This window comes from candidate division WOR-3 bacterium (assembly GCA_039801725.1).
Lineage (GTDB): Bacteria > Hydrothermota > Tepidihabitantia > Tepidihabitantales > DTDR01 > DTDR01.
This window is the reverse complement of sequence record JBDRVE010000017.1, coordinates 1-18258: the sequence shown is the minus strand read 5'-3', so window position 1 is coordinate 18258 and position 18258 is coordinate 1. Positions and strand designations below refer to the sequence as shown.

Here is an 18258-nt window from a genome sequence, read left to right as displayed (position 1 = left end):
CTATTTATTTAAACTTTTAATTCCTCTGGTTTTTTGGCAACAAAACGTAATTCGTTCCCTTCCCTTTCAATATAGACAATAGAACTTTCTTTAAATTTTCCTTTTAATATCTCTTCGGCTAAGGGGTCTTCAATCAATCTTCTGATTGCTCTCTTTAATGGTCGGGCACCATATTCCGGGTCAAAACCTTGTTCAACAAGAACCTCCTTTGCTTCCGGAGATAAAACCAATTTTAAACCTTTCTCTTTTAATCTCTCATTTATATCATTAATCTGAATATCAACAATCTTTTCCATTTCCTCTTTTCCTAAAGGTCTAAAAACAATAATCTCATCTACCCGGTTAATAAATTCCGGTCGGAAGACCTTTTTTACTTCCATTAAAATCCTTTCTTTCATCTTCTCATAACTCTCCTCTGGGCTACCTGAAGTAAAACCAAACCCACTTGATTTCTTTATTTCCGCAGTACCAATATTTGATGTCATTATAATCACACAATTTCTAAAATTGACTCTCCGACCAAAGGCATCGGTTAATTGACCGTCTTCCAAAATTTGTAATAAAATATTAAAAACATCCGGATGGGCTTTTTCAATTTCATCAAATAAAACAACCGAATAAGGTTTTCTTCTCACTTTCTCAGTTAGTTGACCACCTTCTTCATAACCCACATAACCAGGTGGTGCACCAATTAAGCGAGAAACATTGAATTTTTCCATATATTCCGACATATCTATTCTAATAAGGGCATCTTCGTGACCAAAGAGAAATTTTGCCAAAACCCTTGCTAATTCGGTTTTACCAACGCCAGTAGGACCCAAGAAAATAAAAGAACCAATCGGTCTTCTTGGGTCTTTAATTCCTGCCCGACTTCTTCTTGTCGCTTGAGCAACCGCTTCAATTGCGTGATCTTGACCAACGATCCTCTTCTTTAACTCTTCTTCCATCTTTAAAAGTCGCTGTTGTTCACTCTCTTCGATTCTTTGCAGCGGAATTCCTGACCACATTGAAACCACTTGAGCAACATCTTCCGGCATTACCACTGGAAAACCACCTTTCTTTTCCATCTCTTTTCTTTTTTTCTTCAAAAGTTCTGTTAATCTTCGCTGCTCATCTCGGATTTCGGCTGCCTTTTCAAATTCCTGTTTTCTTACCGCCTCTTCCTTCATTCTTTTTATTCTTTCTAATCTTCTTTCTAACTCTTCAATCTCCGGATTAAAAACCGGTCTCAATAATTTCACGCGAGCACCAGCCTCATCCATCACATCAATTGCTTTGTCGGGTAAATAGCGGTCAGTAATATATCTATCAGCAAGATAGGCACAGGCTTCTAAAGCCTCATCGGTATATATCACCCCATGATGTAATTCGTATTTCTCTTTAAGCCCTTGTAAAATCTTAATCGTTTCCTCTACCGATGGGGGCTCAACAATAATTGGCTGAAATCTTCTTTCTAAGGCTGAATGTTTTTCAATATATTTCCGATACTCTTCAAAAGTGGTAGCGCCAATACATTGAATTTCTCCTCTTGCCAATGCTGGTTTTAAAATATTAGAAGCATCAATCGCTCCTTCGGCAGCACCGGCACCAACAATTGTGTGTAGTTCATCAATAAAAAGAATCACATCACCTGATTTTGTTATCTCATTAAGCACTGTTTTCATTCTCTCTTCAAACTGGCCTCGATATTTTGTACCGGCAATTAAGGCTGGCAAATCTAATGCTAAAACCCTTTTATTTTTCAATAAAGAAGGAACCCGACCTTCAACAATCCTTTGGGCAAGCCCTTCAACAATTGCGGTTTTACCCACTCCCGCTTCACCAATTAAAACGGGATTATTTTTCTTTCTTCTCACCAATATTTGAATTACTCTTTCAATCTCTTTCTCACGGCCAATAATTGGGTCAAGTTTATCTTCCCTTGCCAATTGGGTTAAATCTCGAGAGAAATAGTCCAAGGCGGGTGTTTTAGATTTACCTCGCGGAATTGCTTGCCCCGTGGATTCGCCCTCTAAGACTTTCATTATTTCGCTACGGACAATATCAATATCAATTCCCAACGAGAATAAAACTTGCGCCGCTACTGATTGTTCTTCTCTTAAAATTCCTAACAAAAGATGTTCAGTACCAATATAAGAATGGTTCATCCTCCTCGCCTCTTCCATCGCATAATTTAAAATCCTCCTCGCCTCCTGATTTAAAGGAATTTCTCCCAAAATAATTGGTGTTTTGCCATAACTTATGGCATTTTCAATTGCCGAAATCAACTCGTCTCTTTCAATTCCCAAATTGGATAAGACCAACGCCGCAACTCCCTCGCCTTCCTTTATAATTCCCAAAAGTAAATGTTCGGAACCAATATAATCATGATGCATTCTAATTGCCTCCTGACGGGCAATGTTAATAACTTTTCTTAAACGGTTGGTAAATCTATCCTGCATACTTTATTTTAACATAAAATTGCTTAAAAGTCAATTAAAACCAGTAAAAGTACTTTATTTTTATCGCTAATATCCGCTCATTCTCTTGCCATTTATTATTATTTTTTATAAGAAGTTCATTTATCACAAAATAAACCTTTGATTTTGGTTTTATCTCCCAATAATAATATAAGGCGGTTCTTAATTGGAAGAGAGTAAATTGAGAATTTTGGTAACTTAAAGGAGGGTTAGAATAAAAGGTTATTCCCATATAGGGAGTAAATTTATAACCAAGAGAAAAGATAGGACTTAAAGTAGTTGATAAATGCCTATTTAAAGTATCAAATTCTATCCAATTACTACAATAAAAATTTAAAGATACCCTTTCTAAAATTGGCAAATGAAGCCCGGCCCAATTTTGTGCCTGCCAAGCAACAAATCTCCTTAAATAATTATAATTTTTTCCAAACCAACTTCCGAACCAAAAACTTACTTGACCAAAAGAGAAAGATAAAGCAGGATTGACGCCAATATAAGAATATTTAATGGTATCTTCGATCCCTTTTCCATAATAAAAATGACTATTATAAAAAATTTCTGGTTTTCTTAATTGAAAATTAAACTCTATTCCCAATATTCTTGACCAATCAACTTCATTAATCTCTTTATTTTGCCAAAGGAAAGGTGTTAAAGAATAAAAAGAAACTATCCCACTTTGAGGAAAATTTGTATAGGCAATTCCTAAATTTATATCTCTATCGCCAGAAGCGAAATTAGCATAACCCATTGAACTAATATCAAAATTATTACTTACATATTGCAAACTATAAAAAGTAGTAATATTTTTTGTTAAATAATAAACTCCGCCATTTTGAATAGCATAGCCAAATTTTTCGTTTTTATTTTTATTGCCCACTATCTGCCATAAAAACTGATTTTTCCCAAATCTTAAAGCACCATCGTTATCAAAGTTAAAGAAACTTTCTTTTCTTTCTATATCATATTTATGAGTAGCAAGAAGACCAATTTCTGAATTGGTAAAGAAATATCTTTTTATCCGAAATACATTCCAAGTATTATAAAAAGAGGTATCCCATTCACCAAACTTCTCACCAGTAAGAGAATTTAGAAAACCAATCTCATACTTCTCAAACCGACCAGTAAATTTTAGACCACTTAAAATCGGCACTTCGCCCGAATAATCACGCATTTTTCTACCAATCCTTCTTGAATAAAAAACTTTAATTGGTGAATAAAAACCCACACCCATTGTTGCTGGTTCAAAATAGTTTTTACCTTCTATAAAAAAATGCCTTCTTTCTGAATAATAAATTTCATATTTGCCTAAAGTCATTGTGAATGGGTCGGACTCAATTTCGGCAAAATCGGGCAAGAAAGTTAAATTTATCTGTTTATCTTCTTTTTTATAAGCAATATCTAAACCAACCCAAGGTAAAATCTTCCCTAATCTTTTCTTATCCCGACCAACATAATATTCGTTCTTTAAAACTCCAACCGGATATATTTCCATACCAATTCCTTGGGAATAGGGCAAAACATTTCTTAAAGTACCAAATTTTGATACCCTTAATCCTTCTTCTTGTTCGGGCAAAAGAAAATAACAAGTCTCTCGCTTTTTTTGATAATATACCTTTATTTGAAAACCCCATTTATTTATATCTTTTCTATAACGAAAATTCTTAAAAGGAATTTTAATTTCGCAAATTAATAGATAATTATTATTGGCATCTTTATAAATTTTTGTTTTACTATCATACACCCCTTCCCAAATATCTGTCCTTCTTCCATCATCCAATAAAAAGCCAGTGCTTCGCTCATTAACAGCATTGACACTAAAACAGTAAGCATTTAATTTAGAAAGAACAGGGTCAAGGTAAATATGATAACAATCTAAATCGCCACTTAAAGAAGTATTAGGTCTATCCTTTTGGAAATCAGTTTTAATAAGAAAATACAAGTTATCTTTATCCTGTAGAACCTTTACAATAGTCTTATAACTGGCAAGAGAATCATAATAGGGGTAAAATTGCTTTTCAATAATTATTGAATCGGCAATTTGCCAAACCTCTTCCTCTATTCCATCAATAAAAATCTTATCAACTTTATTAACCTCTAAAAAATCCTTATTTAGGAGAAAAAGAAATAATAATATCATTTATTTGATTATAGAAATTTGAATTTAAATTTCAAGTAATAAAAAAGTGGTAACCTTTTGGGCTCTTTTTTCGTATTATATATATGGGGAGAATTTGGAAATCAAAATATTGGTATTATGGAAGAAGGAAAGTATTAGATTTTGGGATTTTGATTAAGAAAGAATTACTAAAAGATAAACCTAAAAAGGAGGTGCTTAAAGTATTGATTTTTCTTTACTTAATACTTAAATAAATCTCTCTTTTGGATATTTTTTAAAATCTATCTTAATTAGAACAAGGGGATTTTACTTTCTATTAAAAAGGGAGCAGTATAGGAGATATTATAGTATTTAGTTTTCACAAATTATAAAAAGATAATAATAAGAAATATAAGGATTTATAAGGATAACTAAGAAATCGGTTAAATATCTTAAAATTTCTTGAATAAATATTTCGATTTTATAATATTCTCATACTACCTTTTAGAATCTTATTTTATTTTCTACCAATCCCTTAGTTGTTATTTGGAATTATAATGTTTTTGATTACTGCCCTTACATAACCGATAACGATTGCCCAGTCCGTTACAAAAATATCTTAGCAAAGATTAATATTCTTTTAATCCCGCTTGAATCTTCCAAAATCCCTCTTCTTTAACCATTCTAATCTCTATTGTTCTTTCTTTTCCATTAGGCTTTATTCCCGAAGCATAAACATAAGCAAAATCTCCTTCTATTTCCTCCTCTATTACTCTTGTCTTTCCTTTCTCAAAAAAGGTATAAGTTAAAAGCCAACCGCTAACCGTTAAATCTATAACATCTTCCTTTTTGATTTTCACTTTCTTACCGTGCTCTTTAAAAATTTTTGTCAGTTCTTTTATCTCATAATTTACCGCCACCAATTTTTTTAATAGTTCCTCATCTTCATTATCTAAACCCTTAATTAAAAGATTAGCCACCTCTTTCGGAGAACTCTCTTTTGTCAAAGTTATTCCGTAAGCAAAAATTTTTTCAACTCTTCTTTCCTCGGTTTTCTTTTGGGAGCAACTAAAAATTATTATTAAAAATAAAATAAAATAATTTAATTTTGCCATTCAAATTCTCCTTTAAATTATAATTTATTATATAAATTAAATTTTTGATTTCAAATTACAGACTGTACAGATTTTTTTATCCGTTATTTCACCACAGATTTCGCACTCATAATATTCCTTTTCCTTGTCCGGTCCAATTATCTTTACTTCGGCTAAATTTCTCACAAAGTTTAATTTGAATTGGGGTTTTTTCTCATCAATAAACCTGAATATCTCATCCCATTCATCTTTTCTCGTAAAATAAGAGCACATAACGCAAGTGGCAATTTCTATTCTTTTAAACTTAACATAGGCATAATTTTCTATTTCCAAACAGTTATATAAAGGTCGGATACGGGGCAATACCTTTGGATGAAAAGAAGGAGTAAAAGGCTTTAATTTATCTATCCAAGAAAAATAACCGCTCTCAAAATTTTTAAAGAAGAATTTTATTATATCATCGGCACAATGACCAGTGGCTACTTTATTAAAATTATTTTCCCGAGCAAAACGATTAAAGATATATCTTTTTATCATTCCGCAGGTGCCGCAAATTGGTCGACGGGAAACTTTAAAAATCTTATCAATCTCCGAAATTTTTAAATATTCAGCAAAGGAAGTAAAATAAAAGGGAATCCCTCTTTCTTTACAAAATTCCTCGACTACTTTTTTTGTCCTTTCGTTAGAACATTGAGGAATATTTACATCTAAATTTAGAACACCAATCTCATACTGAAACCGATTTTTTAATCGATAAAGAACTTCCGCACAACTTAGAGAATCTTTACCACCGGAAACACAAATAAGAATTCGGTCACCCTTGCTAACCAATCGCCATTTTTTAATTAACCTTTCAACCCTTCTTTCGTAGTGGGTTATAAAACAATCAGGACAAAAGGAAGCAAGAACTTTTATCTCAGCATTTCTTTTACAAACAACGCATTTCATTAAATCGTGGTGTTATGAGCCATAATCGCTTTTTCCACAAAAACATCCTCTGGCACCGCACCTTCAAATTGGACAATTTCGTTAATCACGATTTTGGGCACCGCAAAGACATTATATTTTTGAGCCAATTGGGGAAACTCACCAGCGTTGATCACATCAGCCTTTATTAGATCATTTGCCATTGCCAATTGATAAGCAAGATAACCTGCTTGGGGACAATAAGGACAAGTTAAAGTAACAAAAACCTGAATATGTATTGGTTTAGTAAGGGTGGCTAATTTCCCTTTGTTTGTTTCGCTTATCTTGCTTTCTCCTTCTGATACCAACTTTATTGCGTGGATGATTGTCGAAAACTCATAACCTGCCGGCAAGCCGTAAAATCTAATTCCGTAATCCTTTTCACCAACTATTGCGGTCGCTGGTATCTTATCAATCCCATATTGATTTTTCTTTTCTTCATCTTTTAAGAAGTCATAAATCTCAATACTTATTTTATCGGAAAGAGAGGCAAGTTCTTCCATTAAAATTCGGTTATCCCGACAGGTCTCACATTCAAAAGTCGGAAGGGTAACTAAACTCTCCTGAGTAAAAACAACCAACTTAACCGGATTTTTTAAATCCTTAAACAGTTCCTTTACTTGTTCTTTAACACTATCTTGTAATACGCCCATTTTATTTCTCTAACTTTCTGTAACAAAACCACCAATCATAACATTCAAATTCACCGGTTTTGGCTTTCTCTAAACGCTCTTTCGCTAGTTTAATATTATTTGCCGGTGGGATTATTACCTTATCTTTTACCAATTCATTATTAGGCCAATTTGCTGGTAAGGCAACCTTGTTTTTATCGCTAATCTGAATTCCTTCAACAATTCTTAATATTTCATCAATATTTCTTCCCAATTCTTGTGGATAATATAAAATTACTCTGATTTTTCCTTCGGGATCGACCACAAAAACTGCTCTCACAGTATTTGTTCCCTTTTTCGGATGGATTAAACCAAGTTTTTCAGCCACTTCGCCAGTATCAGCAATTATTGGAAATTCAATTTCAATATTCAGTTTTTCTTTTATCCATTCAATCCATTTGATATGAGAAAAGACTTGGTCAACACTTAATCCAATAAGTTCGCAATTTAATTTGCGAAATTGCGGATACCGAACTTGAAAGGCATAAAATTCCGTAGTACAAACAGGCGTGAAGTCAGCCGGATGGCTAAATAACACAAACCATTTTCCCTTATAGGCTTGTGGTAAACTCATTAAACCATGAGTGGTTAAAACGTTCATTTCTGGAAAATCTTCCCCTAAAAGGGGAATACCTTTTTTCTCTTCTTTATTCATCTCTTCCTCCTTTTTAAATTATTTTACCAATTTTCACATAATAATTCAAAATAATTTTTCGGATAACCACAAGAAGGACAAATATTTGGTGCTTCTTTACCCATATGAATATATCCGCATCGTTGACATTTCCAAACTACTTCTTTATCTTTTTTAAATACTTTGCCATTCTTTAAGTTTTCTAAAAGAGCAAGATATCTTTTTTCGTGCTGTTTTTCAGCAACCGCAATCGCTTTTAAAACAGCAGCAATTTCATTAAACCCCTCCTCCTCAGCAATTTTAGCAAAACTGGGATACATTTGAGTATATTCGTAATTCTCCCCTTCGGCCGCTGCTTTTAAATTCTCTTCAGTAGTGCCGATTTTACCTGCCGGAAAAGAAGCAGTAATTTCTATCAAACCACCTTCTAAAAAACTAAATAACCTTTGAGCATGCTCTCGCTCATTATCGGCTGTTTCCAAAAAGATTGAAGCAATCTGATAATAACCTTCCTTTTTTGCCTGTTCACTAAAAAAGGTATAACGATTTCTTGCCTGGCTTTCACCAGCAAAAGCAATTAATAAGTTCTTCTCGGTTTTTGTTCCTTTAATTGTCTTCATTTCTCCTCCTTCTTAATATATTTTATAATAAATTTATCGCTCTCTCTTTTTACCTCATCAATTAAGAATTCTAAATTACTAAAATCTTTTAAATAGTATTGAAAGTCAACAAAATTCTCATCAAAACAACAAGCCAGATTAACTTTTGTTCCTGAAAATTCTACTACCAAATAATCATCACCTATTTCTTTTATTTCAGCATAACACTCTGGCTGACGTAAGGAATTAAATTCTTCTTTTATCTTTTCTAATAAATTTTTATCAATCATTTTGACAATCTTTACAAATCCCAAAAAAATAACCATCCCAATCTTTTATCAAATGGCCATAAATTTTTTTCTTTTTAATCAAACTACAATCAATTGGTAAATCAATTATCTTCCGACATTTTTCACAAAAGAAATGATGATGCCCCTTTTCGCCATCAAATCTTATTTCCTTTGGATCCAGCAAAATAATCTTTACTAAACCTTTTTCGGCAAAAAGTTCTAAATTATTGTAAATAGAGGTTAAAGAAATCGTGGGCAATTCTTTCTTCAATACTTGATAAATCATTTTACCTGTTGGATGATTTTTCTTCTCTAAGAGATATTTTAAAAGACGCATTCTTAAATAGGTCGGTTTGATTTTTGCTTTTTGAAGCATTTCTTTAATTCTATCCAAATCTGTAATCATTACAAAATTATAATAAAAAAAAATTTTAAAGTCAATAAAAATAATAAATTAAGGAATGGTAATATCCTCTTCTTCGTCTTTAAAAATTAATTTATACCTTTTTTCTGGCTTTATTAAATTCTTAGGCTCTCCCAAGATTTCAAAACGGATTAAGGTGGATTTATACCAAGCAATTTCTTTACCGGAAGGATTTATTACCATCTTTAATCTTTTTAACAAAACCTCTTCGCAGTTAAAACTTTCGTAACTATTCACTGGATAAGAGGAAAAACCCTTTATCATATCAGTAATCACACCATTTGATTGATTAATAAATTTCTGAATAAATTGCCATTTAGGATAAGAAGCCTCTTGAATTGTTAAACCGAAATAACCAACACCATTTTTCTTTAAAGCATTTATTCCCCGTCCAATAAATAATTTTAAGCCACTATAGGTTTCTAAAGGTTCACAAGAAAAGACATCAAATTTCTTTTTTAATTTTTTAGGAAAAGGCTCACTAATATTATATTGAAAAATCTCAATTTTCAAATCGTATTTTTTATTTATTTCTTCTAAGAAATCAACTAACCTTTTATCAATATCTAATACTACTATTCTTTTAGGCAATTTAGTTAATGCCAAAGCGACACTTAATAAATCATCGTCACCAATAATAAGAATATTCTTTTCTTTTAAATCATTATAAGAATGCATAAAAACAATTCTTCTTATAACATCTTCTTCTTTCATATAACCTTGAATATATTCAACAATTGGTTGGGGTCTTTCTTTCACAATTTCTTTAAACTTTTCCAAAATCTTTTGAAAATCTTCATTAATAATAATCCTTTTGCCTAAACAATTTTCGCAAAGACCGGTCCGGAAGGGTGATTTTATCTGAAAATATAACTCTTTTCCTTTTTCTGTCAAAATTAAATGGGAGTTTTCGGAAGTGAGCAAGCCAACTTTAACCATTTTATTTAGAACTTTTATAGTATCTTTTAAGGGATAATAATCGGCTAAAAATTCCAAAAGTTCGGGAAACAAAACTTTTTCTTTTTGACCAATGAAATTAATTATGTGAGAGATTATTTTTTCCATACCTCTCTAACCATTATCTTCTTTTTCACTTTCTTTGGTTTTAATTTTTCTAATAAATAATTATAAGCGATAAAAGCGCTTTTATCATTTTTACAAGTAAAAATATCTACCGCCGCATAGCCATATTCCGGCCAAGTATGAATACTGATATGAGATTCTTTTAATAAAAATATTCCTGTCACTCCGTGAGGATTAAATTGAAAAAATCGGGAACCAACCACTGATAATTTTGCTTTCTCTATTGCCCCTCTTAAAATCCTCTTTACTTCCTTTACGCGCGAAATAAGTCCCTCCTCGATTCCATAAAGATCGGCCACAATATGGACCGTCTTTTTTGGTTTGGTATAAACGTCGGCCATCTTCCTTATCCATAACTACCTAACCTTTTATATCTACATAACTATATAAATATAGTCAAAAATTACCTTTTTGTCAAGGGGAAAATTAATGTTTTGATTTAAAATTTTTTAAAATCTAATTATCGAAAAATCAAAATATTAGCATAAAGTTGTTACTCTCAGAGCTTAAGACCGATTATTTAAAAAAGAAATCTTACATCTTTTATTATCGCTATCTCTTTTAATCTTTTAAGAAGTTCCATATTTGGTTTGATTTTCAAATTGGTGAGCCTGCCTATCTTCCTTTTACCTTCTTCGTAATAAGCAATTATCACTTCTGCTTCTCCCGGATATTCTAAAAGAATATCTCTTAAAATAGGCAAATTTTTTAATTCAGCATTCTCTTTCACTTCAATATTTATTCTTTTAATTCTCTCCCATAATTTTTCTATCGGATAGATATCTTTCACAACAATACTTAGATCCTTATTGCTTTTTAATCGACCTTTAATTATATAAACTTCTTCTTTTTTTAAACTTTTATACTTTCCTTCGTAAACTTCGTTAAAAAGAAAACCTGTTATTTTTCTATTTAAATCTTCTAAACTTATAACAGCAAAATTTTTGCCATTTTTATCATATTTTGTTTTCCGTTCAGTAAGCACTCCTAAGAAAAGATACTCTTCATTTTTATCTAAATATTCTAACTCATCAAAATTCTTTAAAGCAAGGGCTTGATAGAGTTCTTGGTATTCCCTTAAAGGATGGTAAGAAAAATAAAACCCAAACACTTCTTTTTCATATTCAAAATTTGGTTTTTCTTTTATTTCCCTTTTTTCTTTTATTTTTTTCTTTTTATCTTCTTCAAATAAGGAAAATTGTAAAACACCAACCGCCTCTTTACTTCCTCTTTGATATTCAGGTAACCGAGCTAATAAGATTTCTCTTTTTATATTAAAACAGTCAAAGCAACCGGCTTTAATTAAAACTTCGTAGGCTTTTTTATTGCCAAAGGGTTTTGTTCGCATAATAAAATCTTCAAAAGAAGTGAATTCTTTTCTTTTTCTTTCTTTCACCAAGGCATCACAAAAACTTTTGCCAATTCCCTTTAATGCTCCCAAACCATAACGAATACCCTCTTTTTCAATAACAAATTCATAATAACTTTTGTTAATATCCGGCGGAAGGATTTCTATCCCCAGAGACTTCGCCTCTTTAATAATCTCTTCAATTTTTTCTGGTGTATTTATTTCGCTAGTCAATGTAGCACAAAGAAATTCCTTTGGATAATTGGCTTTCAAATAAGCAGTAAGATAACTTAAATAGGCATAGCCTGCCGCGTGGGATTTATTAAAACCGTAACCAGCAAAAGGAATAAGTAATTCAAAAATTTGAGAGGCTTCTTCTTCACTTATTCCTTTACTCTTTGCTTTTAAAACAAATCTCTCTTTCATCTCAGCCATTAACTCGGGAATTTTTTTGCCCATTGCCCTTCGTAAAATATCAGCTTCTCCCAAAGTAAAATCAGCAATCTTCGCAGCAATTTGCATCACCTGTTCTTGATAAAGAATCATTCCGTAGGTCTCTTTTAATATATCTTCTAATAAAGGATGTGGATAGGTAACCTCTTCTTTCCCTTTTTTTCTTTTGATAAATCTATCCACATCGCCGCTCAAAAGGGGTCCTGGTCGATAAAGTGCCAAAACTGCTATTAGATCTTCGATTTTTTCTGGGTTGATCTTTTTTAAAATCTCTCTCATACCCATACTTTCTAATTGAAATATTCCCAAAGTCCTTCCTTCGCTTAAAAGCTGATAAGTTTTTTTATCGTCCAAAGAAACTTCTCTTTCGATCTTTTTACCATTTTTTTCTACCAATTGATAGGTCTCTTCAATCACCCTCAAAGTTTTTAAACCTAATATATCCATCTTTAAAAGACCCACCGCTGCCAAAGAATCCATATCATATTGAGTACAGATATCGCCATCAGTAGATTTATATAAAGGCACATAATCAATTAACCTTCCCGGAGCGATGACAATCCCGGAAGCGTGGATAGAAGCGTGGCGAGCCACCCCTTCCAATTTCAAAGCAGTTTCATAAAGTTTTTTATATATCTCTTTGCTATTAATCAACTCCCTAAATTCCGGTATCCTCTCATAGGCTTCAGTTAATTCCACATTAGCTGGCAAGGTTTTAGCAATCGTATCAACTTCCTCTAAAGGAATTCCCATCACCCGGCCAACATCTCTAATTACACCTCTAGCCATCATCCGACCAAAGGTGATTATTTGGGCGACGTTTTCTTCACCATATTTTTTTCTCAAATAATCTATCACCTTATCTCTTTTTTCGTCAGAAAAATCAATATCAATATCTGGCATTGTAACTCTTTCGGGATTAATGAACCTTTCAAACATCAATCCGTATTTTAATGGATCAATATTAGTAACTCCTAAAGCATACAAAACCAAACTACCGACTGCACTTCCTCTTCCGGGACCAACTGGAATATTTTCTTTTTTAGCAAAATCAATAATATCTTTAACAATCAAGAAATAATCAGTAAAACCAATTTTTTCTATTAATGAAAGTTCATAATCTAACCGAGAAAGATATTTATCAAAATTATTTTTAATTTCTGGATTTTTTTCTTTTAAATTTTTCAATCCTTCTTTTACTAAATAATCTAAATATTGGTAATTACTTTCAAAACCTTTTGGTTTAATAAATTTTGGCAAGTGAAAGTTTTTTCCAGAGGTATCTAAATAAAGAGTTACTCTTTCGGCAATTTCCCAAGTATTTTTTAAAGCCTCCTCTATTCCTTGAAAAATATTAATCATTTCTTCTTTTGATTTAAAATAGAGTTCCTTAGACTCAAACTTTAATCTTTTAGGGTCGGTTAATTTCTTATTAGTTTGGATACATAATAAAATATCGTGAACATAGTAATCTTCTTTTGATAAGTAATGACAATCATTAGTTGCTACTAAATTTACTTTATTATCTTGAGCTAATTTAATAATTTGGGAATTTATTCTATCTTCATTTTCTAAACCAACTTTCATTATCTCCAAAAAGAAATATTCTCGGCCAAAAATATCTAAATAATCAAAAAGGGCTTTTTGGGCGTTTTCGTAATCACCAATTCTTAAATAATAATTTATTTCTCCTTTTTGACAACCGGAAAGAGCAATTATCCCTTTATGATATTCGTTTAAAAGTTCTTTATCCACACGGGGTTTATAATAAAACCCTTCCAAATAGGCATAAGAGGCTAATTTTAAAAGATTATGATAACCTTCTAAATCTAATGCCAATAGAGTAAGATGAAAACTGGATTCCTGAATAGTGGGATGGGGCTTCTTTTCGTCGCGCCTACCGACCGCTACATATGCCTCCATCCCAATTATTGGTTTTATTCCTTCTTTTAAACATTCATTATAAAATTCAATGGCACCAAAAAGATTACCGTGGTCAGTAATTGCCAAGGCTTTCATGTTTTCTTTCTTTGCTTTTAAAATCAAATTAGCAATTTTATTAGCACCATCTAATAAACTGTATTCAGTATGATTATGAAGATGAACAAATTCCATAATTTAAGGCTTATATTCAAATTCTAAATGGATTTTCAACGCTTCTGCCTGAAATTCCTCAGGCAAGGGCGGTAAATTTTTTGTTAACAGAACTGCCCGCCTACAATATTCGTCAAAATCCTCCTTTCCCGAACTTTTTTCAATTTTTACTTCTTCGATCCTTCCATCCCGAGTAATTTTAAAAAAGATAATTGCTTTCAAATTTAAATTAGTATTTTGATAAGGATTATACCAGTTTTCAGCAATCCTATTGAGAACAATGTTTAAATAAAATGAAGAAACAACTCCGCCTTCGGTTTTTAAACTGAATCCCTGTGATTTTATTACCTCTTGTTTTTTGCTACTAGTTTTTACTTTTAAAGTATCTTTCTTTTCTTCTTTCTTTATTTCTTTTAGTCCTTCTTTTTGAACAGCTACATCACTTTTTCTTTCGATATTTTCTTCGCTAATCTTGGGAGCGATACTCACTTCAAAAACAACTGGATATTCAATATTTTTTGTTTTTTTTAACATTGGCAAAAATGAGAAAATAGCCAAAAGAGAGAAATGAAGGATAATTGAGTAAAAATAACCTTTAAAATTACCATTCATTTAGCGTTTTTTAATTTGGGTTGCTAAAAGTCCCACATCGGTAATGCCAGCGTTTTTGATTTCGCCTAAAATTTCAATAATTTGACCATAGGGCAAATTTTTATCTGCCTGTAGATAAATCTTGTCACTTTCCTTTTTTTCCAGATATTTATAAATTGTTTTTATTAGATTTTTTTTATTCACCTCCTCTTCTTCAACAAATATTCTTCCTTGCTCATCAATTGTTATTAAAACTCCTTCCTTTACTTGTGGTCGCAAATAAGCACTTTGAGGCAATCTAACCGAAAGACCTGCTCGCGAAAAAGCAGCAGTAATTCCAGCAATTAAAAAGATTATCATTAAAGTGATCGATATATCAGCCAGAGAGGTAATATTGATAAAGGCAATTAATTTTTGATAAACATTTCTCATTTTCTTTCTTTTATTTCTATTAAATAGTTCACTATTTTTTCCAGATTTTTTCTAAATTCTTCTAATTTTATTATAAAATAATTATAAGCAACTACTGCCGGAATAGCAACCAAAAGACCGGCAATAGTGGTAATCAAAGCATCTGCCATTCCTGGTGCAATTGCTTGTAAAGTTATCATAGGTAAATCTTTTACATCAAAAAAAACCTTGGTAATTCCCCAAACAGTTCCTAATAAACCTAAAAAAGGTGAGACACTACTGGCAGTGGCTAAAAAAGGCAAACTTCTACCAGCTTTATCAACCAAATCATCAATCACTTCTTTTATTCGATAATCATTTTTCTCGCTTTCCAAAACCGAAATTAATAAAGAGAAATAATTTTTTTGTTTAAAATTATAATATCCCTTTAAATCCTCAAGATTTTTAAAATAATATAACCTTCTTCTTATCCCTTCATTCTCCTTGTTTAATTTTTTAAAAAGACGCCATTTAGAAAAAATTATCCCCCAAGAGATGATGGAAAAAAGAACAAGAATAATAACAATAATTTTAGCAAAAAGACCTAAATTTAAAAAAATATTTATCATTTAATTATTATATAACTTCTAAAGGATAAGTCAAATAAAGGGAAAAATTAAAATTCTTCTTTGATAATCTTTTTCTTTATTAATGCCTCCTTAATTAAAGAATTCTCACCTTCTAAATTTTTTATCCTTCTACTTATTTCGTTGATTTCTTTTCTCAATTTTAATATCTCATCCATCAGAGGCAACAAATGCTTTTTTTCTTCTAAGGCGAGATTTAATTCATTCAACCAAGAGTTAACTAATTGGCTGATTGTGTTTTCGGGGACCTCTTCGGTGTCGACACTAAAATGTAATTGGGTGACCCGCTCATTAGTGATAACTTCTAATGTTTCATTATTAGCGATGATTTCGGGAAGATTTTTAAGTGCCTCTTGAATAACTAACGCCTCAGCAGGAGAATATTCTAATTTAATTGCCATATCTATTAGTACTTTGCCATTTGCTTCATTAATTGTTTTTATTTTTGATACGTTCATATTTCCTCCTTTCCTGTTTTTAATCAACAGGAACAGAAAAATTTAAACAAAAATTTTTATTTTGTCAATAAATCAAATATATCCTTGAAATTGAAGAACAAATTTTATCAAATAATCGGTTCGGCTATAGGAGTGAAAGCAAAAATTGGGAGCAATTTTCAAATTTTCATCTTTTAAAAAATAATTTAACCCAAAAGTAAAGCCAATATCTTTTAGAAGTTCTCTCACCTCTTTTTTTTCTCTTTTAAAATCAACACGAATAACCGGCAAAAGTCTGTCAATTTGGCGACCAAAAAGAAAATAGAAACCCTGCCTCTGATATTTTTTATATTCTTTATCTTTATCTTGACCAAAAAGATATTCAAAAATAAAAATATTAGGAAACTTCAAATAAACCAATTCGCCACCTAACCAGAAGAAGGGCAATAGATCTTTTATTTTACCCCAACCAGTTTTTCCATAATAGAAATTCACACCCAATGATAAATCCTTAATAGGTGTATAACAAATCCTTCCGGAAACATTTTTCCATTCGTTATTATCCCAATAGAATAGTCTGCCGCTTCCGTTTACTAAATTAATATTTGTTTCTAAATTATTAAAAATGTAAAAAAAGCCAATCCCTAAATCATAAATAAAGGGCTCTTTCCAATAATAAATGAAAGATGGTTCAAAAAGGTAGTTTTCTTTTGGCAAAAGAGAAATTTCGTAACCTAAAGGTTGCTTAAATTTTCCTAAAATCACTTTCATTTCTTTTTTGGGTTTTATTTCAATAGATAACTCATAGGAAGGTTTACCTGCTAAATCACTCACATCTAAGGAAAATTTTAAAAGGAAGAATTTTTGATATTCATTTATAATATCTAAGTATACTTTTGAAAAATAAAAAGAGTTTGAGCTTATAATTTTACTATCCATTTTTCTTTGGGCATAATCGTAATTAAAAATAAGCAAAGAATTTAAAGATAATTTATATTCCTCCTGTTGGAAACTAAAGGCTAAAATAATATTAATCAAAAAGAAAGAAAGCACCAAGATCCTCATAATTCCTCCTTTTAAAAATAAAGAATAATAAAAAATAAGATGAATTCAATAAATCTGTCGCATTTTCATAAATTTTTGAACTTTTTAGATTTAAAAATCAGTAATGATTTTTGTCGCAATCCCTTTATCTTTTCTTAATAATCTCTTAATTGTAAGTTCATAAAAAACAAAAATTTATTACTTTATATTTTGGCACAAAAAAAGTATAAATAATTACTCAAGATGGACTTGCGGAAGGGTGGTTTTTAATAAAAGAAGTAAGAAAATTTTATATAGGTCACCAATAATAAAGGGATATAGACCTATCATTAATAATTTCTCTTTAGGAATAAAGTTTATAAGATATAAAAGTCCAAAGATATAAATTGTAATATTAGCAAAAATTAAAACTAATAAAGAGAGTAAAAGGTTCAATTTATATTCTTTTATAAATCCACTAATGTAAGAAGCAAAGATAAAACCGATAATGTAGCCAAAGGTTGGTGAGAAAATATAATATATTCCGCCACCGCGAGAAAAAAGAGGTAATCCCAAAAGACCTAAAATTAAATAAGTTAATTGGGATAAGGCACCTCTTTTACCACCTAAAATAATACCGGAAAGAAAAACAGCAAAGGTCTGAAAAGTTATCGGCACAACACCAATTTCAATTTTAATTTTGGAAGAAATAGCCGTTAGCAAAGAAAAGAATAAAATAAGAACTATCTCTTTTATTTCTTCTTTAACAAATGTTAAACTTTTAGTAAGCATAATTTATATTTAAAGTTAATCTTGTCTCCTCTTTAAAACGATAGAAATGGGCAGAGATATAGGCGTCAGCCATATTATAAATATGAATACCAGCAAGTATCCACAATAAATCCGAAAACCTTTCCTTTTCATTATTTTTCTTTGCCTTATAAATAAAATAGCCAAGAG

At 31.1% G+C, this 18258-nt stretch carries 18 protein-coding genes; all 18 read right to left on the bottom strand.

Features of this window, described 5'->3' with window-relative positions:
• Positions 1-8: 8 nt before the first annotated feature.
• The 18 genes from ABIK75_04770 to ABIK75_04685 all read right to left on the bottom strand — a co-directional run bounded on the left by ABIK75_04770 (position 9) and on the right by ABIK75_04685 (position 18090).
• Positions 9-2441, bottom strand: coding sequence for an ATP-dependent Clp protease ATP-binding subunit (locus ABIK75_04770; GenBank protein MEO0090400.1), 2433 nt, complete (start codon positions 2439-2441; stop codon positions 9-11).
• 34 nt (positions 2442-2475) lie between these two features.
• Positions 2476-4596 carry a DUF5916 domain-containing protein gene (locus tag ABIK75_04765; GenBank protein MEO0090399.1) on the bottom strand — a complete coding sequence of 707 codons (2121 nt, stop codon included), beginning with the start codon at positions 4594-4596 and terminating at the stop codon, positions 2476-2478.
• A gap of 587 nt (positions 4597-5183) precedes the next feature.
• Positions 5184-5669 carry a hypothetical protein gene (locus ABIK75_04760; GenBank protein MEO0090398.1) on the bottom strand — a complete coding sequence of 162 codons (486 nt, stop codon included), beginning with the start codon at positions 5667-5669 and terminating at the stop codon, positions 5184-5186.
• A gap of 36 nt (positions 5670-5705) precedes the next feature.
• The gene (locus ABIK75_04755; GenBank protein ID MEO0090397.1) at positions 5706-6596 is read right to left on the bottom strand and encodes an ATP-binding protein; all 891 of its coding nucleotides are present in this window, start codon (positions 6594-6596) and stop codon (positions 5706-5708) included.
• Entirely contained in the window at positions 6596-7267 is a 672-nt protein-coding gene (locus ABIK75_04750) for a thioredoxin family protein (GenBank protein ID MEO0090396.1), read from the bottom strand. Before ABIK75_04750 ends, ABIK75_04755 begins: the two co-directional genes overlap by 1 nt.
• 1 nt (position 7268) lies before the next feature.
• Positions 7269-7940 carry a peroxiredoxin gene (locus ABIK75_04745; GenBank protein ID MEO0090395.1) on the bottom strand — a complete coding sequence of 224 codons (672 nt, stop codon included), beginning with the start codon at positions 7938-7940 and terminating at the stop codon, positions 7269-7271.
• A gap of 23 nt (positions 7941-7963) precedes the next feature.
• Positions 7964-8539: a rubrerythrin gene (rbr, locus tag ABIK75_04740; protein ID MEO0090394.1), complete on the bottom strand. Its 576-nt coding sequence runs from the start codon at positions 8537-8539 to the stop codon at positions 7964-7966.
• Positions 8536-8808, bottom strand: coding sequence for a hypothetical protein (locus tag ABIK75_04735; protein MEO0090393.1), 273 nt, complete (start codon positions 8806-8808; stop codon positions 8536-8538). The genes rbr and ABIK75_04735 overlap by 4 nt, the downstream gene beginning before the upstream one ends.
• Positions 8801-9214 carry a Fur family transcriptional regulator gene (locus ABIK75_04730; GenBank protein MEO0090392.1) on the bottom strand — a complete coding sequence of 138 codons (414 nt, stop codon included), beginning with the start codon at positions 9212-9214 and terminating at the stop codon, positions 8801-8803. Before ABIK75_04730 ends, ABIK75_04735 begins: the two co-directional genes overlap by 8 nt.
• Before the next feature lie 48 nt (positions 9215-9262).
• Complete coding sequence (locus ABIK75_04725; protein ID MEO0090391.1) at positions 9263-10297, bottom strand: bis-aminopropyl spermidine synthase family protein; 1035 nt, start codon at positions 10295-10297, stop codon at positions 9263-9265.
• Positions 10285-10656: an adenosylmethionine decarboxylase gene (gene speD, locus ABIK75_04720; protein MEO0090390.1), complete on the bottom strand. Its 372-nt coding sequence runs from the start codon at positions 10654-10656 to the stop codon at positions 10285-10287. The genes ABIK75_04725 and speD overlap by 13 nt, the downstream gene beginning before the upstream one ends.
• Positions 10657-10835: 179 nt before the next feature.
• Complete coding sequence (dnaE, locus tag ABIK75_04715; protein MEO0090389.1) at positions 10836-14231, bottom strand: DNA polymerase III subunit alpha; 3396 nt, start codon at positions 14229-14231, stop codon at positions 10836-10838.
• Between the two features lie 3 nt (positions 14232-14234).
• Entirely contained in the window at positions 14235-14822 is a 588-nt protein-coding gene (locus ABIK75_04710; GenBank protein ID MEO0090388.1) for an energy transducer TonB, read from the bottom strand.
• On the bottom strand, positions 14823-15233 hold the full coding sequence (locus tag ABIK75_04705) for a biopolymer transporter ExbD (protein ID MEO0090387.1): 411 nt from the start codon (positions 15231-15233) through the stop codon (positions 14823-14825). It lies immediately after the preceding gene.
• The gene (locus ABIK75_04700; protein ID MEO0090386.1) at positions 15230-15820 is read right to left on the bottom strand and encodes a MotA/TolQ/ExbB proton channel family protein; all 591 of its coding nucleotides are present in this window, start codon (positions 15818-15820) and stop codon (positions 15230-15232) included. The genes ABIK75_04705 and ABIK75_04700 overlap by 4 nt, the downstream gene beginning before the upstream one ends.
• A gap of 47 nt (positions 15821-15867) precedes the next feature.
• Positions 15868-16296 carry a hypothetical protein gene (locus tag ABIK75_04695; GenBank protein MEO0090385.1) on the bottom strand — a complete coding sequence of 143 codons (429 nt, stop codon included), beginning with the start codon at positions 16294-16296 and terminating at the stop codon, positions 15868-15870.
• A 72-nt stretch (positions 16297-16368) separates the two neighbouring features.
• On the bottom strand, positions 16369-17340 hold the full coding sequence (locus tag ABIK75_04690; GenBank protein MEO0090384.1) for an outer membrane beta-barrel protein: 972 nt from the start codon (positions 17338-17340) through the stop codon (positions 16369-16371).
• A gap of 213 nt (positions 17341-17553) precedes the next feature.
• On the bottom strand, positions 17554-18090 hold the full coding sequence (locus ABIK75_04685; GenBank protein MEO0090383.1) for a biotin transporter BioY: 537 nt from the start codon (positions 18088-18090) through the stop codon (positions 17554-17556).
• Positions 18091-18258: the final 168 nt, after the last annotated feature.

Bases quoted from the DNA above. Each gene is read 5' to 3' on its own strand.
- ABIK75_04745 (MEO0090395.1), bottom strand. From the start codon at position 7,940: ATGAATAAAGAAGAGAAAAAAGGTATTCCCCTTTTAGGGGAAGATTTT.
- ABIK75_04705 (MEO0090387.1), bottom strand. From the start codon at position 15,233: ATGAGAAATGTTTATCAAAAATTAATTGCCTTTATCAATATTACCTCT.
- ABIK75_04755 (MEO0090397.1), bottom strand. From the start codon at position 6,596: ATGAAATGCGTTGTTTGTAAAAGAAATGCTGAGATAAAAGTTCTTGCT.
- ABIK75_04725 (MEO0090391.1), bottom strand. From the start codon at position 10,297: ATGGAAAAAATAATCTCTCACATAATTAATTTCATTGGTCAAAAAGAA.
- ABIK75_04685 (MEO0090383.1), bottom strand. From the start codon at position 18,090: ATGCTTACTAAAAGTTTAACATTTGTTAAAGAAGAAATAAAAGAGATA.
- ABIK75_04770 (MEO0090400.1), bottom strand. From the start codon at position 2,441: ATGCAGGATAGATTTACCAACCGTTTAAGAAAAGTTATTAACATTGCC.
- ABIK75_04735 (MEO0090393.1), bottom strand. From the start codon at position 8,808: ATGATTGATAAAAATTTATTAGAAAAGATAAAAGAAGAATTTAATTCC.
- ABIK75_04700 (MEO0090386.1), bottom strand. From the start codon at position 15,820: ATGATAAATATTTTTTTAAATTTAGGTCTTTTTGCTAAAATTATTGTT.
- ABIK75_04760 (MEO0090398.1), bottom strand. From the start codon at position 5,669: ATGGCAAAATTAAATTATTTTATTTTATTTTTAATAATAATTTTTAGT.
- ABIK75_04690 (MEO0090384.1), bottom strand. From the start codon at position 17,340: ATGAGGATCTTGGTGCTTTCTTTCTTTTTGATTAATATTATTTTAGCC.
- speD (MEO0090390.1), bottom strand. From the start codon at position 10,656: ATGGCCGACGTTTATACCAAACCAAAAAAGACGGTCCATATTGTGGCC.
- dnaE (MEO0090389.1), bottom strand. From the start codon at position 14,231: ATGGAATTTGTTCATCTTCATAATCATACTGAATACAGTTTATTAGAT.
- ABIK75_04765 (MEO0090399.1), bottom strand. From the start codon at position 4,596: ATGATATTATTATTTCTTTTTCTCCTAAATAAGGATTTTTTAGAGGTT.
- rbr (MEO0090394.1), bottom strand. From the start codon at position 8,539: ATGAAGACAATTAAAGGAACAAAAACCGAGAAGAACTTATTAATTGCT.
- ABIK75_04710 (MEO0090388.1), bottom strand. From the start codon at position 14,822: ATGAATGGTAATTTTAAAGGTTATTTTTACTCAATTATCCTTCATTTC.
- ABIK75_04750 (MEO0090396.1), bottom strand. From the start codon at position 7,267: ATGGGCGTATTACAAGATAGTGTTAAAGAACAAGTAAAGGAACTGTTT.
- ABIK75_04730 (MEO0090392.1), bottom strand. From the start codon at position 9,214: ATGATTACAGATTTGGATAGAATTAAAGAAATGCTTCAAAAAGCAAAA.
- ABIK75_04695 (MEO0090385.1), bottom strand. From the start codon at position 16,296: ATGAACGTATCAAAAATAAAAACAATTAATGAAGCAAATGGCAAAGTA.